This is a genomic window from Caballeronia sp. LZ032 (assembly GCF_031451315.1).
In the GTDB taxonomy this organism is placed as follows: Bacteria; Pseudomonadota; Gammaproteobacteria; order Burkholderiales; family Burkholderiaceae; genus Caballeronia.
Genome location: NZ_JARUXP010000001.1, coordinates 2,752,872 through 2,768,951, shown reverse-complemented (window position 1 = coordinate 2,768,951; position 16,080 = coordinate 2,752,872). Strand labels below are relative to the sequence as shown.

Here is a 16,080-nt window from a genome sequence, read left to right as displayed (position 1 = left end):
GCAGCTTCGATCCCGCCGCCTTCGATCTCGTGCTAACGAATCAGCGGCTCTCAGAGGTCAAGTTCTGATCGTCAAGACGGCCTCAGATTGACGCTTACGCAGTGACTCACGCTAAACCAAGTTCAACGCGCCAAAAATCGCTCAGCCAAACGTACCCAATACGATGAGCCGATCGATAGCAGGTCATCGTTGAAGTCGTAGCTGGCGTTATGCAACATGCACGGTCCGGCGCCGTGTCCGTGATCGCGATGTCCACCGTCGCCGTTGCCGAGAAACGCATAACAGCCCGGCTTCGCAAGCAGCATGAACGAAAAATCTTCCGCGCCCATCGTCGGTTCGACGGAACTGTCCACCTTGTCTTCCCCGACAACCTCTGCCATGACCGCGGCTGCGAACCGTGCTTCCTCGGGTGCGTTGATCGTAGGGGGATAGTTGCGCAAGAAGTGCACGTCAGCTTCGCAGTCGTAAGCGGACGCAGTCGCTTCGACGATCTTCCTCATGCGCGCCTCGATCAAATCGAGCGTCTCGACCGTAAAAGTCCGCACAGTCCCACCCAGCCAGGCCTGATCCGGGACGACATTGACGGCATCGCCGGCATGAATCTGCGTGATCGAGAGCACCGCGGTATCCATGGGCTTCTTGTTGCGCGTGATGATGCCCTGAAGCCCGTTCGCGATCTGCACTGCCGTGAAAACCGGATCGCGTCCGTTATGAGGCATTGCCGCGTGCGAACCCGTTCCGCGGATCGTCACGCGAAACTCGTTGCTCGACGCCATGATCGGCCCTGCAGTCACACCGAAGTGGCCAGCCGGCATGCCGGGCCAGTTGTGAATGCCAAACACGGCATCGACGGGAAAGCGCTCGAAGAGTCCATCCTCGATCATCGCTTTCGCGCCCGCGCCGCCTTCCTCCGCCGGCTGAAATATGAAGACGACAGTTCCATCGAATTGACCGTGTTGCGACAAATGCTTCGCGGCCCCGAGCAACATGGCCGTATGGCCATCGTGACCGCAGGCGTGCATGCGCCCATCGTAAGTCGACCGGTGACCAAAGGTGTTCAGTTCCTGGATGGGCAAGGCGTCCATGTCGGCACGCAGGCCAATCGAAGCATGACCGTCGCCGCGTTTCAACACGCCGACCACACCCGTCTTGCCCACCCCGCGATGAACTTCAATGCCCCATCGTTCGAGGCTTTCGGCTACCAGCCGAGCCGTGCCGACCTCCTCATAACGCAGTTCGGGATGAGCATGAATGGTTCGTCGAAGGGTCTGGATTTCGTCGTGTGATGCTTCGATTTCAGGGATCAGGTTCATTTGAACTACTCTTGGATTTGAATTCGGAATGCGCGTATTGACTACGTATGGTGTTCTCCCATTCTACGCCCCCACTATTTGCCGGATCGGGCGGACGGTCGCATAGCGGGCGTAATAGAATTCCGTTATCTGCCGCCGTTTTTCATGTTTTTTCGGACTTTCCAATGAACGCCCCAGCCGAGTTCGCCCGCGCCGTTTGCCCGCATGATTGTCCCGACACGTGCGCCTTGCGCGTGACCGTCAAGGACGGCAAGGCGATCAAAGTCAGCGGCGATCCCGACCATACGCCCACCCAAGGCGTGCTCTGCACAAAGGTAACGCGCTACGCCGAACGCACGCATCACAAGGATCGCCTGCTCACGCCATTGCGGCGTATTGGCCGAAAGGGCGAAGGACGATTCGAGGCGATCGGCTGGGATGAAGCGCTCAAGCTCGCAGCCGAACGGCTTAAGCCAATCGCGAAACGCGCCCCCGAAGCCATCCTGCCGTATAGCTATGCCGGCACCATGGGACTCGTTCAGGGCGAAAGCATCGCGGCGCGCTTCTTCAACGTACTCGGCGCGTCGCGGCTCGAGCGCACGATCTGCGCCGCCGCGGGCGCTGCCGGCCTCCGCTATACCTACGGCGCCAGTCTCGGCATGCACACCGAGTTCTATGCCGAGAGCGAAATCATTCTGATCTGGGGCGCCAATCCGATCGCATCGAGCCTGCATTTCTGGACCCTTGCCCAGGAAGCCAAGCGCCGAGGCGCGAAGCTGATTGCCATCGATCCCTATCGATCGCTGACGGCCGAGAAGTGTCATCAGCACATCGCGCTGCGGCCCGGCACTGACGCAGCGCTCGCGCTCGGCATGATCGACGTGCTGATTCGCGAGCATCTCATCGATCCCGACTACATCCGCGCGCATACGCTCGGTTTCGACGCGCTCGCCGCGCGAGCAGCGCAGTTTCCGCCTTCGCGCGTCGCGCAGATCTGCGGCATCGAAGAGGGCGTCGTGGTCGAACTGGCGCGCGCCTTCGGCTCGACGAAGAAAGCGTCGATCCGTCTCAACTACGGGATGCAGCGGGTGCGCGGCGGCGGTAACGCGGTGCGCGCGATTGCCTGTCTGCCGTCGCTCACGGGCGCATGGCGTGAACGTTCGGGCGGGCTGCTGCTGTCGTCATCGGGTTGGGCGCCCATCGATGGCGCCGCGCTCGAGCGTCCCGATCTCCTGCCCGGCTGGCCCACTAAGCTTCCCCGCGCGATCAGCATGAATGCGATCGGCGATGCGCTGCTGCATCCGGGCGACGAGACCTTCGGCCCGAAGGTCGAGGCGCTGATCGTGTACAACTCCAATCCGGTCGCGGTTGCGCCGGACTCGGCGAAGGTCGCCGCGGGTTTCGCGCGTGAGGACTTGTTCACGATCGTGCTCGAGCATTTCCAGACCGATACCGCCGACTACGCCGACCTGATTTTCCCGGCGACGACGCAGCTCGAACATCTCGACGTCCATAAGTCATACGGCCATACGCACATCATGGCGAACATGCCGGCAATCGAGCCCGTTGGCGGATCGCGGCCGAATACCGACATCTTTCGTGGCATCGCCCGCGCGATGGGCCTGGACGAGCCGGCGTTATACGAGACCGACGAGGCGATTGCATCGAAGGCGTTTCACTGGAACGATTCGACGCTCGAAGGCGAAGGCTGGGACAGCCTGAAGGAAGCGGGCTGGCTGAAGCTCCGACTGGACGACGCGCCGCTGGCGAATGGCGGGTTTCGCACGCCCTCCGGCAAGTGCGAGTTCTACAGCGAACGCCTGAGACAGGAAGGACTCGACCCGCTGCCGGACTATCTGCCGCCCTATGAATCGGCCGACGGCTCGCCGGAACTGCACGCGCGCTATCCGCTCTCGATGATCTCGCCGCCCGCGCGCAACTTCCTGAACAGCAGTTTCGTGAATATCGAGAGTCTGCGCGCCGCGGAGCGCGAGCCTCATCTTGATCTCCATCCCGCCGACGCAGCGGCTCGCGGTATTGCAGACGGTGCCCTGGTGCGCATCTTCAACGACCGCGGTTCGATGCAGGCCCGTGCGCGCGTAACGGAGCGGGCGCGCGAGGGCGTCGTCGTCGGTCTGTCGATCTGGTGGAAGAAGCTGTCGCCGGACGGCCGCAACGCGAACGAAGTGACCAGCCAGGCGCTGACGGACCTCGGCCGATCGGCAACCTTCTACGATTGCCTGGTGGAAGTGGAACCCATGCATTGATGAGTTCGTTCACGAGGGACGAAACAAGTGTGCAGCATGGCGTCTAACCCAGTTGTCGGACGTAATCCAAGCAGCTAGGATTTCATTTCCGCACGACCATTCTAAAAGCTGATAAAGGAGACGCCGTGGAGAAACCGTGGCTGAAGTCGTATCCGGCCGGCGTGCCAGCGGAAATCGATGTATCGGCGTATCGGTCGGTTTCCGAGTTGCTCGAGGACAGCTTCCGCGCCAATCGCGACCGTCGCGCGTTCGTGTGCATGGGGCAGGCCATCACCTACGGCGAGCTCGACACGATGTCGCGCAACCTCGCCGCGTTTTTCCAGCAGAAGGGCCTGGCGCGCGGTGCGCGCGTCGCGCTGATGATGCCGAACGTCCTGCAATACCCGGTGGCGATCGCGGCCGTGTTGCGCGCGGGATATATCGTCGTCAACGTGAATCCGTTGTACACGCCGCGCGAACTGGAGCATCAGCTCAAGGACAGCGGCGCGGAAGCGATCGTCATTCTGGAAAACTTCGCGGGCACCTTGCAGGCCGTGGTCCGGAACACTGCGATCAAACACGTGATCGTCGCTGCGATGGGCGACCTGATGGGCGTGAAGGGCCTGCTCGTCAATTTCGTCGTGCGCCGCGTGAAAAAGCTGGTGCCCGAATGGAGTTTGCCCGGAAGCATCCGCTTCAATGACGCACTGGCCGAAGGCGGCCGCGCGACGCTTCGAGCGGTGACGCAGGGCCCCGACGACGTCGCGTTCCTGCAATATACCGGCGGCACCACGGGCGTCGCGAAAGGCGCGACGCTCACGCACGGCAACGTGGTGGCGAACACGCTGCAATCCCAGGCGTGGTTCGATCCGGCGCGCAAGCGTCGGCCGGACATCGACCAGTTCGTGTGCGTGGTTGCGTTGCCGCTGTATCACATCTTCGCGTTGACGGTCTGCGGCTTCCTGACGATCCGCTGCGGCGGCGTCGGCATGCTGATTCCGAATCCGCGCGACATCGCGGGCACCATCAAGGAACTGAAGGGCGTGCAGATCAACACGTTCCCGGCTGTCAACACGCTCTACAACGCGCTGTTGAATCATCCCGATTTCGGCAAGCTGGATTTCTCGAAGCTCATCGCCGCGAACGGCGGCGGCATGGCCGTGCAGGAAGCGGTGGCCAAGCGCTGGTTCGCGAGCACGGGCGTGCCGATTGTCGAAGGGTACGGGTTGTCGGAAACGTCGCCGTGCGTCACCTGCAATCCGTCGACGGCCACCGAATACACCGGCACGATCGGCCTGCCGCTGCCTTCGACGGAAGTCGCCATCCGCGACGACGACAATCGCGACGTGCCGCTCGGTCAGCCCGGCGAGATCTGCATTCGCGGGCCGCAGGTGATGGCGGGCTACTGGAATCGTCCGGATGAAACCGCCAAGGTGATGACGCCCGACGGCTTTTTCCGTTCCGGCGATGTCGGCGTGCTGGACGAGCGGGGCTATGTGAAGATCGTCGATCGCAAGAAGGACATGATCCTGGTGTCCGGCTTCAACGTTTATCCGAACGAGATCGAGGATGTCGTCGCGATGCTGCCCGGCGTGTTCGAAGTGGCGGCGGTCGGCGTCAAGGATCAGAATTCCGGCGAAGCGGTAAAGCTGTTCATCGTGCGCCGGGACCCGAGCCTGACCGAAGCGGACGTGATCGCCTATTGCAAGGAGCGGCTCACGGGCTACAAGCGTCCGCGCATGATCGAATTTCGCACCGAACTGCCGAAGAGCAATGTCGGCAAGATCCTGCGGCGCGAACTGCGCGACGGACGAGTCTGAAAAATCGGCCAGTCGAGAAAAAGCCTTCGTGTCGTGAGACATGAAGGCTTTTTTGTTGGCTGCGAGCGACAGCCGCCGCAGACAATGCCGGACCGGAACGCAGACGAAAAAAAAGGCGCCCGAAGGCGCCTTTCAGAGCATGCTGCTTTGTTCTTATTAGAACTTGTGGCGGATGCCGACGATGGCAGCGACCTGGTTCGTCGTCGACGACGGCGACAGGCCGTTGATGCTGGCAACTGCGCTGCGGCCAGTCGAATCCGTGCCGCTTGCGTGCTGGTACACACCGTCGAGGTACACGTCGGTACGCTTCGACAGGAAGTAGTCCGCGCCGAGCATTGCCTGATGGTACTTGGCATCGCCCAGGCCGTAGCCCTTCGTGTAATCGTAAGCGACGCCGAGCAGCAGAGCCGGGGTCAGCTGATACTTGAAGTTGATTTCGGCGTTGTGGAACTTGCCCGAACCGCCCGTGTAACCTGCCGGGTTCAGGCCCGTGCCGGCTTCCGAAGCGACATCCTTGAACTGCGTGTTGCTATACGTTGCGCCAACGGTCGCTGCGCCGAACGTGTAAGCACCGCCTGCCGAGATGACTTGCTGCGTCTTCGCCGAAGCAAAGCCCGAGTACACGCGGCTGGCAGCCATGTTCGAGGCCGTAGCGCTCGACGACGGCGTGTTGCCGAAGAACGAGTAGTTCGGATCCTTGACGTTCAGGTAGCCGGCGCCCAATTGCAGCGGGCCTTGTGCGTAGCCTGCGCCAACCGACCAGATCTGGTTGCGGTTGAACTGGCCAGCGTTGCCGCCCAGGCTGTACAGACCGCCGAACGTGAAGCCAGCGTAGTTCGCGCTCGTGTACTTGACCGCGTTGTTCACGCGATTCGAGTTGTTCAGGTTGTCGAGGTCGCCCGGGTGTGCGCCGAAGTACGAGGCCCACTGGCTACCGACTTCGAATGCGCCCGTGTAGTCAACCACGGAGTCGTACTGGCGACCCAGCGTGACCGTACCGAATTGCGTCGAACCCAGGCCGACATATGCCTGACGGCCGAATTCAGCACCACCTTGGCCCAGACGGCCGTTGAACACGTTGAAGCCGTTTTCCAACACAAAGATGGCCTTCAGACCGCCACCCAGATCTTCCGTACCACGCAGGCCCCAACGGCTGCCTTGCAGGTTGCCGCTGTTCATCTGGTACTGCTTTTGGCCGTTGGCGTTATTCGTGTACACGAAGCCTGCGTCGATGATGCCGTACAGCGTCACGCTGCTCTGCGCATGGGCAGCACCAGCGAAAAGGCCCAAAGCTGCGAGAGCGAGAAGCGACTTTTTCATTGAATAGATCTCCAGGGAGTGATTGCGACTTTTTGGCAAGGTCACTGTTCTTGGCGCCAGTGTGTTGACGGTCCCTGCCGGGCTTCTTAACGAAGTTGACACGTAATGTAACAAAGAGACTTTTACGGACAAAGGAAAAGGGGCCCGTCCTTGAGACTCATGTGACGTTTACGCAACAGGCGCTAAAATGTTGGTTTTGCAGGATTTTTGCGACCCGTGTTTGCCCTAATTCCAAATTGTGGCTGATTCGAGCGGTCGGTTCCGTGCTTTTTGGCCACGCCGGCGCACTGGCAACAGCCAGATTCCTGTCATGTCGCTGCCATTTTCGAGGGCCGTTGCGGAGCTACAGACGCAGCGGAGCGAGCCATCGGACGCATTCGAGGTACGCTAGAATCCGCGTTTTGCCGCCGCGATACGCTGGAGTGAAGAACGCGGATTGCTGGATCGGGTAGTTCCAGCCACCGTCGGCGGATAACGAAGAGAGGTGAGAACATGACGCTCGATGAAGTCATCAGCGAGTTCGATCGGGGGCTGCGCTCCATGACCGGTGTGAGCCGCATGTCGCGGCCGCTTCCCGAGGCGGCGCCGGGCACGAGTGCCGAAGACGATCTCTTCCCTGAGGAACTGCAACTCACCGACAAGGAGCGCGCGCACTCGGCCGGCCTGATGCGCGTGAATCATGTCGGCGAAGTCTGCGCACAGGCGCTTTATCAGGCGCAGAAGCTCGCGACAACCTCGCCCGAACTGAAATCCAGTTTCGAGCACGCGGCACGCGAGGAAGAAGATCACCTGGCGTGGACGTCGCAACGGCTCAAGGATCTCGAGTCGCGTCCGAGCCTCCTCAATCCGTTCTGGTATGCCGGTGCGCTGGCACTCGGTTTTGTCGCGGGACGGTTCGGCGATCGCGCGAGCCTCGGCTTCATGGCCGAGACCGAACGTCAGGTCGAGCAGCATCTCGACGGCCACATGAAGACGTTGCCGGCCAATGACCGCGCGTCGCGTGCCATTGTCGAGCAGATGCGACTCGACGAAAGTGCGCACGCCGCCGCGGCAACCAGCGCCGGCGGCAGCGAGATGCCCTTTCCCGTGCGCGCGCTGATGCGCGCGGCATCGAAAGTCATGACCACTACCGCCTACTATATATAGTATGACCACGGTCCCGGTCGCCCATGGATGGCCGATCGGGCCGCTTCTCGGCGAAATTCCACTTTTCGCCTGAGAAACGCCCGCAAGAACCGTTACATTTCCCTCATTTCACGCGCTGATTTCACGTATCACCTTCAGATCCGTCACTAGCTCTCTAATTCATAACGCTTTTCTGTTTTCCCGTCACTTCAAGCTCGTGCGCTAAGTCCTTGTTCTAGCGGAAAAAAACGTCTCGAAAAAAAGTTACGCGTCTTGACCGAGGAAATGCCTTCCTCTAAAGTGGGAGACAGTGTGAGAAAGTGGTCTTTTGTGTGATTCACAGGCCATTTTTGAGCAAAACAGCGGCGGGAGGGGCGCCATCGTGGCGCCGGAGCCGGCCAGAAGGTCCGGACGCACGCCAAGGCGCGCACCCGGACGGCACAAGGCAGAAGGCACAGGGGAGAGGGGCGAGTGTTCCAAGGGGCGTCGGCGCTGACGCTCGATGCGAAAGGGCGGATGTCGATTCCGTCCCGCTATCGGGAAGCGCTGCAAGGGCAGGCAGAAAGCCGGGTGACGCTCACGAAGAGCCCGGATGGATGCCTGTTGCTGTTTCCACGCCCCGAATGGGAAGTCTTTCGCGCCAAGGTCGCCGCGCTTCCGATGGAAGCGATGTGGTGGCGGCGCATCTTTCTCGGTAATGCAATGGACGTCGAACTGGACGGCAGCGGGCGCGTGCTGGTTTCGCCCGAGTTGCGCTCGGCTGCGTCGCTTGAAAAAGACGTGACGCTGCTCGGCATGGGCGCGCACTTCGAATTATGGGATGCCGAAACCTACGCCGCGAAGGAAGCCGCGGCCATGGCGCAGGGCATGCCCGACGCGCTGAAGAACTTCACCTTCTGACGCGGCGCTGAAGAACATGGCACCTGCGATGGGAAATGAACTGCAGCATCGCACGGTGCTGCTGAAGGAAGCGGTAGACGGGCTGATCACGCGGACCGACGGCATCTACATGGATGGCACGTTCGGGCGCGGCGGACACAGCGGAGCAATCTTGCAGCGGCTGGGCGAAGCGGGGCGGCTGATCGCTTTCGATAAAGACCCGCAGGCCATCGCCGCGGCGGAAAAGATTCAGGATTCGCGCTTTGCGATCGTTCACGACAGCTTCGCGGTCATGCGTGAAGCGGCCAGCGAGCGCGGCGTGCAGAAAGTGTCGGGTGTGCTGCTGGACCTGGGCGTGTCGTCGCCGCAAGTGGACGATCCGGAGCGCGGCTTCAGCTTCCGCGCACAAGGTCCGCTCGACATGAGGATGGATCCGACTCGAGGGGAGTCGGCGGCTGAGTGGCTCGCGCGAGCCACGGTGCAGGAACTGACGGAGGTGATAAGAGATTATGGGGAAGAACGGTTTGCTTTTCAGATTGCAAAGGCGCTTGTTGCTCGCCGGGCAGAGTCCGACCGTCTTGGGCCTCTCGACACCACGCGCGAGCTTGCCGAAATCGTGGGTCACGTCGTCAAAACCCGTGAAAAGGGCAAGGACCCGGCAACTCGCACCTTTCAAGCTATACGGATTCACGTCAATCAAGAGCTTGCGGAGCTGCAGGTAGTTCTCGAATCGGCACTGGCATTGTTGGAGCAAGGGGGGCGGCTGGTCGTGATCAGCTTTCATTCGCTCGAAGACCGGATCGTCAAGCGGTTCATGCAGGCGCACGCAAGCGCGCCCGCCGTGGACCGGCGCTTGCCGATCCGTGCGGTCGATCTTCCCAGCCCGCCGTTGCGGGTGGTGGGCCGCGTGTTTCCGAGCGAGGCTGAAGTGGCCGACAACCCCCGGGCACGGTCCGCGGTGATGCGTATCGCGGAGCGGATCGCGCCATGAACCGTCTCAACATCCTGCTGCTGATCGTCGTGCTCGGGTGCGCGCTGTCGGTCGTCAGCGCCACCAACAAGCAGCGGCAGGTGTTCATCGAACTGCAGCGGGCGCAATCGCAGGAGCGTCAGCTGCAGCAGGATTATTCGCAACTGCAGTATCAGCAGAGCGCGCTGTCGAAGACTTCGCGCATCGAGCAATTGGCCAACACGTCCCTCAAGATGCAGCCCGTGACGACCGGACGTACCCAATATCTCACCTATGACGCGGCCGCCAACAAGGCCGCCGACGCCCCCATGCCGCCGCCGCTGCCGGCGTCGGCGCCGCCTGCCCGCGGAGCCAAGCGATGAAAAAAGCCGCGAAGCAGAGAGACATCGCTCATACGCCGAATCCGCTCCTCGCCGTGCGCCTGCCGATGTGGCGCTCGAAGTTCGTCGTGTTCCTGCTGTTCATGGCGTTCGTCGCGCTGGCCGGGCGCGCGTTCTGGATCCAGGGCCCGGGCAACGCCTTCTTCAAGAAGCAGGGCGAGAGCCGCTATCAGCGCACGCTCGAAATGCCGGCCACGCGCGGGCAGATTCGCGACCGCAACGGTCTCGTGCTTGCCACGAGCCTGCCGGTGAAGGCCATCTGGGCGATTCCCGAAGCCGTGCCGAACGATCTCGGCGCGGACAAGCTCGCGGAGCTGTCGAAGCTGCTCGACATGTCGCAGAAAGAGTTGCGCACGAAGCTCTCGATGGACAAGACCTTCGTCTACGTGAAGCGCCAGGTGCCGCTCGAAGTCGCGCAGAAAGTCGCGGCGCTCGACATCCCCGGGATTTATTCGCGCGGCGAATACAAGCGCTTCTATCCGGAAGGCGAAATCACGGCACACCTGATCGGCTTTACTAATATTGAAGACAAGGGCCAGGAAGGGGTCGAACTCGGCGACCAGGGCGTGCTCGCCGGCACGCCGGGCATGCGCCGCGTGATCAAGGACCGCATGGGGCACATCGTCGAGGACGTCGACGAGCAGGTGGTGCCGCACAACGGCAAGGATGTCGAACTGTCGATCGACAGCAAGATCCAGTACATCGCGTACACGAACCTGAAGGCGGCCGTCGAGAAGTCGAAGGCGAAGGCGGGCGCGGCGATCGTGATCGACGTGAAGACGGGCGAGGTGCTCGCGCTCGTCAACTATCCCACCTACAACCCGAACGACCGCTCGCACATGACCGGCGAGCAGTTGCGCAACCGCATTCTCACGGACACCTTCGAGCCGGGCTCGATCATGAAGCCGTTCACCGTTTCGCTCGCACTGGATCTGCACCGGGTGACGCCGAACACGCTCGTCGAAACGGGCGGCGGCTCCTTCGTGCTGGACGGCGCGCGCATCACGGACGACGCCGGCTTCGGCACGCTCACGGTGGGCGGCGTGATCCAGAAGTCGAGCAACATCGGCGCGACCAAGATCGCGATGCAGCTGCGTCCCGAAGAAATGTGGAACATGTACACGAGCATCGGGCTCGGTCAGGCGCCGAAGGTCGGCTTCCCCGGCGCGGTGACCGGACGCCTGCGGCCGTGGAAGAGCTGGCGCCGCATCGAGCAGGCGACCATGTCCTACGGCTACGGCCTGTCCGCCTCGCTGTTCCAGCTGGCGCGCGCCTATACGGCCATCGCCAACGACGGCACCATTCTGCCGGTCTCCATCTTCCGCACGCCGGCCGACCAGCCGCCGCTCGGCCAGCGTGTCTTCGCGCCGACCACCGCGCGTGAAGTGCGCGCGATGCTGGAAACCGTGGTGTCGAAGGGCGGCACGTCGCCGGATGCGGCGGTGCCGGGCTATCGCGTCGGCGGCAAGTCGGGCACGGCCTACAAGCACGGCGGCCACGGCTACGATCATTCGAAGTACCGCGCGTCGTTCGTCGGCATGGCGCCGATGCCCAATCCGCGCATCGTCGTGGCCGTGTCGGTCGACGAGCCGACGGCCGGCAGCCACTTCGGCGGCCAGGTGTCGGGTCCGGTGTTTTCGGGCGTGGTCGGCGACACGCTGCGCGCGCTCAACGTGCCGCCTGACATGCCGGTCAAGCAGATGGTCGTGAACGACGAGTCGAATCCGGCGAATGCCGTGAATGCTTCCGTGGGCGCCCAGCCGTCGAATCCGAACACCGCGAAGAAGGTCGCGGTGTCGAGCAATGCGAAGACGCATCCGGGAGTCGTGCGATGAGCGCGCAAGCCCGTCAGACGCGCATGCAGAAGGACATGTCGCACGCCGTCGACTGGCTGCGCGCGCATGCTCGCCCGGACGCGCACCTGCATGCGGACACGCGTTCGCTGAAGAGCGGCGACGTGTTCCTGGCGTATGCCGTCGATGGCGCCGACAACCGTCCGTACCTCGATGCAGCGCTCGCCGCGGGCGCCGCCTGCGCGCTCTATCAGCCCGAGCATTTCGCGGGCAAGCCGGACGCAGCGAAGACGCTCGCCGTGAAGGCGCTCAATGAGCTCGCCGGTCCCATTGCTGCTGCGTGGTATGGCGAGCCCACGGCGTCGATGCTGACCGTCGGCGTGACCGGCACGAATGGCAAGACCTCGTGCAGCCAGTGGATCGCCACCGCGCTGACGGCGCTCGGCCGCCCGTGCGCGATCATCGGCACGCTCGGCATCGGCATGCCGGGCAAGCTCACGCATACCGGTTTCACCACGCCTGACGCGCCGCAATTGCAACGCAATCTCGCGCAGCTGAAGGCGCAGGGTGTTGAAGGCATCGCGATGGAAGTGTCCTCGCACGCGCTGCATCAGGGGCGCGTGAACGGCGTGGATTTCGACATCGGCATCTTCACGAATCTCACGCAGGATCATCTCGACTATCACGGCACGTTCACGGCCTATGAAGCCGCGAAGGCGCGCCTGTTCGCGTGGCCGACGCTCAAGACGGCCATCGTCAACCGCGACGACGCGGCGGGCCAGCGCCTGATCGAATCCCTGCGCGGCAAGGTCCGCACGATTGCCTATGGCGTCGAGATGCCCGTCAGCGCCACGCCCGGCGCCGACGCGCTGCTGCTCGCCACTCAGGTGCGCGCCACCGCGACGGGCACGGCGTTCCACCTGTCGTCGGATTGGGGCGAGGCCGATGTCGAAGTCGGCACGCTCGGCGACTTCAACGTGAGCAATCTGCTCGCGGTGCTCGGCGTGCTGCTGGAAGTGGGCGTGCCCTTCGATGCCGCGATCACGCGCATCGCGAAGCTCGAATCGGTGAACGGACGCATGGAACGGCTGGGCGGCCGCCTGCAGAACGACGAGCCGCTCGTCGTGATTGATTACGCGCACACGCCGGACGCACTGGACAAGACCCTGGCCGCGCTGCGCCCGATGGCGGCGGCGCGCGGCGGCGAACTGATCTGCATGTTCGGCTGCGGCGGCGACCGCGACGCGACCAAGCGTCCGTTGATGGGCGCCATCGCCGAGCGTCTTGCCGATCAGGTCGTCATCACGAGCGACAACCCGCGCAGCGAAGACCCGATGTCGATTATCGAGCAGATCGCCGCCGGCATGAAGGACGCGGCGCGGACGCGCCGCATCGAGGATCGCGCGAGCGCCATCCTGCAGGCTATCCGTGCAGCCGCGCGCGAGGACGTCGTCGTGCTCGCCGGCAAGGGGCATGAGGCCACGCAGGAAATCATGGGCAAGAAGCGCGCGTTCTCGGACCAGGATCACGCGCGCCTCGCCTTGGCATCGCGCGCCACGCAACCGCGCGGAGGTGGCGAATGACGATGTTCACCTTGCGCGACGCCGCCGCGCTGATCCCGGGCGCCACGCTCCACGGCGAGAACGACATTGCGATCGAACGCATCGTCACCGACAGTCGCGGCGTGCAGCCCGGCGACCTGTTCATCGCGGTGAAGGGCGATCGTTTCGATGCGCATGATTTCCTCGATCAGGTGGCGAAAAGCGGCGCGGCCGCCGCGCTCGTGTCACGCGAATCAAGCAACGGCAGTGCCTGGCCGCTTCCTGCCATCAAGGTAAAGGACACGCGCGCGGGCCTCGGTGCGTTGGCACACGGCTGGCGCATGCGCTTCACGATGCCGCTCGTCGCCGTCACGGGCAGCAACGGCAAGACCACGGTCAAGGAAATGATCGCCTCGATCTTCGCTGCGGCCGTCGGCGAAGAGACGCGTCTCGCGACCGCGGGCAACTTCAACAACGACATCGGCCTGCCGCTCACGCTGTTCCGCCTGAACGCGTCGCACAAGCTGGCCGTGGTCGAGCTCGGGATGAATCATCCGGGCGAAACCGAACTGCTGGGCAAGATCGCGGCGCCGACTGTCGCCGTGGTCAACAACGCGCAGCGCGAGCATCAGGAATTCATGGCGACGGTCGAAGCCGTCGCGCTCGAACATGCGTCCGTGATCCATGCGCTCGGCGAAACCGGCACGGCCGTGTTCCCGGCGGACGATCACTACGCCAGCATCTGGCGCGTCGCGGCGACGGGCAATCCGATCATGGATTTCGCGCTCACCGACGACACCTCGAAAGCCGCCGTCACCGGCACGCTCGACGGCACGACGGTCCATCTGCACACGCCGCAGGGCGCGTGCGATGTCGCGCTGGCCGTGCTCGGCGAGCACAACGCGCGCAACGCGCTGGCCGCCGCGGCGGCGGCGCTGGCCGCAGGCGTTGCGCTGGATGCCGTGAAGCGCGGCCTCGAAGCCTTTCAGCCGGTAAAGGGCCGCCTGCAAGTGAAGCGCGCGCAGCTCGGCGCGCTGGCCGGCGCCACGGTGATCGACGACACCTACAACTCGAATCCGGATTCGATGCGTGCCGCCATCGACGTGCTGGCCTCGCAGGCCGCGCCGCGCGTGCTCGTGATGGGCGACATGGGTGAAGTCGGCGAGGAAGGCCCGGCGTTTCATCGCGAAGTCGGCGCGTATGCGGCGGAGCGCGGCATCGATGCGCTGTTCGCGCTGGGCGCAGCCAGCCGCGATGCGGTGAACGCATTCAACGCGCAGGCATCGAAGCAGACCGGCGCGCATTTCGATGACGCGGCCAGCCTGATCGACGCGCTCGAACACGCCGGCTACGGCGAGCACGCCACGTATCTCGCGAAAGGCTCGCGCTTCATGAAGATGGAGCGCGTGGTGGACGCCTTGACGAGTCCACATCAACCCGCAGCGGGCCAAGCGCCCGCCGCACATTGATTCACTGAAGGACCAGCATGCTACTCGCACTCGCGCAATGGCTCCAGAATGACGCCAGCTTCATGCGCGTGTTCAACTACCTCACGTTTCGCGCCGTGGGCGCCACGGCGACGGCCATGTTGATCGGCCTCGTCTGCGGCCCCTGGGTGATCCGCAAGCTGACCGCGCTGAAGGTCGGCCAGGCCGTGCGCAAGGACGGTCCGCAGTCGCACCTCGTCAAGTCCGGCACGCCGACCATGGGCGGCGTGCTGATCCTCATCGGCATCGCGGTGTCCACGCTGCTGTGGGCCGACCTCACGAACCGCTTCGTGTGGATCGTGATGCTCGTCACCTTCGGCTATGGCGTGATCGGCTGGGTGGATGACTACCGCAAGGTCGTGCACAAGGACCCGCGCGGCATGTCGTCGCGCGAGAAGTATTTCTGGCAATCGGTGATCGGCCTGTTCGCCGCCGTGTATCTCGCGTTCAGCGTGTCCGAAGCGAGCAACACGCGCGTATTCGATCTCTTCATGGCGTGGGTGCGCAGCGGTCTTTCCATGGGCCTGCCCGCGCGCGCCGACCTGATGCTGCCGTTCGTGAAGGCCATCAGCTATCCGCTCGGCGTGTGGGGCTTCATCGCGCTGACGTATTTCGTGATCGTCGGTTCGAGCAATGCCGTGAATCTCACCGACGGCCTCGACGGCCTCGTCATCATGCCCGTCGTGCTCGTGGGTGCGTCGCTGGGCGCGTTCGCATACGTGATGGGCAGCTCGGTGTACTCGAAGTATCTGCTGTTCCCGCACATTCCCGGCGCGGGCGAACTGCTGATCTTCTGCTCGGCGATGGGCGGCGCGGGCCTCGCCTTCCTCTGGTACAACACGCACCCCGCGCAGGTCTTCATGGGCGATGTCGGCGCGCTCGCGCTCGGCGGCGCGCTCGGCACGGTGGCGGTGATCGTGCGTCAGGAGATCGTGCTGTTCATCATGGGCGGCATCTTCGTGGCGGAAACGCTGTCGGTGATGCTGCAGGTGTTCTGGTTCAAGTTCACGAAGCGCCGTTACGGCGAAGGCCGCCGTTTCTTCAAGATGGCGCCGCTGCATCACCACTACGAGCTGTCCGGCTGGACCGAAACGCAGGTGGTGGTGCGCTTCTGGATCATCACGTTGATGTTGTGCCTGTTTGGCCTCTCGACGCTGAAGCTGCGTTGAGCGTTTGCTGAGCGTTTGCAGCACCCAAAGCTGTTCAGGTCTTTTTGTAGTTCTCCGG

12 protein-coding genes are annotated in these 16,080 nt (G+C 63.3%); 10 read left to right on the top strand and 2 right to left on the bottom strand.

What is annotated here, in order from left to right:
* Positions 1-122: 122 nt before the first annotated feature.
* Positions 123-1,313, bottom strand: a complete 1,191-nt coding sequence (locus tag QCE69_RS12950; RefSeq protein WP_309918614.1) for a M20 aminoacylase family protein — start codon at positions 1,311-1,313, stop codon at positions 123-125.
* A 164-nt stretch (positions 1,314-1,477) separates the two neighbouring features.
* Between QCE69_RS12950 and QCE69_RS12945 the strand changes: the two genes are divergently transcribed.
* Both QCE69_RS12945 and QCE69_RS12940 read left to right on the top strand, forming a co-directional pair.
* Positions 1,478-3,559 (top strand): molybdopterin oxidoreductase family protein, encoded by a 2,082-nt coding sequence (locus tag QCE69_RS12945; protein ID WP_309931070.1) that lies wholly within the window; start codon positions 1,478-1,480, stop codon positions 3,557-3,559.
* 125 nt (positions 3,560-3,684) lie between these two features.
* Positions 3,685-5,358: a long-chain fatty acid--CoA ligase gene (locus QCE69_RS12940; protein ID WP_309918609.1), complete on the top strand. Its 1,674-nt coding sequence runs from the start codon at positions 3,685-3,687 to the stop codon at positions 5,356-5,358.
* A 156-nt stretch (positions 5,359-5,514) separates the two neighbouring features.
* Here QCE69_RS12940 and QCE69_RS12935 read toward each other — a convergent pair whose 3' ends face one another.
* The gene (locus QCE69_RS12935; protein WP_309918606.1) at positions 5,515-6,678 is read right to left on the bottom strand and encodes a porin; all 1,164 of its coding nucleotides are present in this window, start codon (positions 6,676-6,678) and stop codon (positions 5,515-5,517) included.
* A 492-nt stretch (positions 6,679-7,170) separates the two neighbouring features.
* Here QCE69_RS12935 and coq7 point away from each other — a divergent pair, with 492 nt between their 5' ends.
* The 8 genes from coq7 to mraY all read left to right on the top strand — a co-directional run bounded on the left by coq7 (position 7,171) and on the right by mraY (position 16,022).
* Complete coding sequence (gene coq7, locus QCE69_RS12930; RefSeq protein ID WP_309811680.1) at positions 7,171-7,824, top strand: 2-polyprenyl-3-methyl-6-methoxy-1,4-benzoquinone monooxygenase; 654 nt, start codon at positions 7,171-7,173, stop codon at positions 7,822-7,824.
* 450 nt (positions 7,825-8,274) lie between these two features.
* Positions 8,275-8,703, top strand: a complete 429-nt coding sequence (gene mraZ, locus QCE69_RS12925) for a division/cell wall cluster transcriptional repressor MraZ (RefSeq protein ID WP_309810034.1) — start codon at positions 8,275-8,277, stop codon at positions 8,701-8,703.
* 28 nt (positions 8,704-8,731) lie between these two features.
* Positions 8,732-9,673 carry a 16S rRNA (cytosine(1402)-N(4))-methyltransferase RsmH gene (rsmH, locus tag QCE69_RS12920; protein ID WP_309931068.1) on the top strand — a complete coding sequence of 314 codons (942 nt, stop codon included), beginning with the start codon at positions 8,732-8,734 and terminating at the stop codon, positions 9,671-9,673.
* The gene (gene ftsL / locus QCE69_RS12915; RefSeq protein WP_309810025.1) at positions 9,670-10,014 is read left to right on the top strand and encodes a cell division protein FtsL; all 345 of its coding nucleotides are present in this window, start codon (positions 9,670-9,672) and stop codon (positions 10,012-10,014) included. The genes rsmH and ftsL overlap by 4 nt, the downstream gene beginning before the upstream one ends.
* The gene (locus QCE69_RS12910; RefSeq protein WP_309918600.1) at positions 10,011-11,867 is read left to right on the top strand and encodes a penicillin-binding protein 2; all 1,857 of its coding nucleotides are present in this window, start codon (positions 10,011-10,013) and stop codon (positions 11,865-11,867) included. Before ftsL ends, QCE69_RS12910 begins: the two co-directional genes overlap by 4 nt.
* Positions 11,864-13,408, top strand: a complete 1,545-nt coding sequence (locus QCE69_RS12905) for a UDP-N-acetylmuramoyl-L-alanyl-D-glutamate--2,6-diaminopimelate ligase (RefSeq protein WP_309918597.1) — start codon at positions 11,864-11,866, stop codon at positions 13,406-13,408. Before QCE69_RS12910 ends, QCE69_RS12905 begins: the two co-directional genes overlap by 4 nt.
* Positions 13,405-14,835, top strand: a complete 1,431-nt coding sequence (gene murF, locus QCE69_RS12900; protein WP_309931067.1) for a UDP-N-acetylmuramoyl-tripeptide--D-alanyl-D-alanine ligase — start codon at positions 13,405-13,407, stop codon at positions 14,833-14,835. Before QCE69_RS12905 ends, murF begins: the two co-directional genes overlap by 4 nt.
* A 17-nt stretch (positions 14,836-14,852) precedes the next feature.
* On the top strand, positions 14,853-16,022 hold the full coding sequence (gene mraY / locus QCE69_RS12895; protein ID WP_309810012.1) for a phospho-N-acetylmuramoyl-pentapeptide-transferase: 1,170 nt from the start codon (positions 14,853-14,855) through the stop codon (positions 16,020-16,022).
* Positions 16,023-16,080 lie beyond the last annotated feature (58 nt).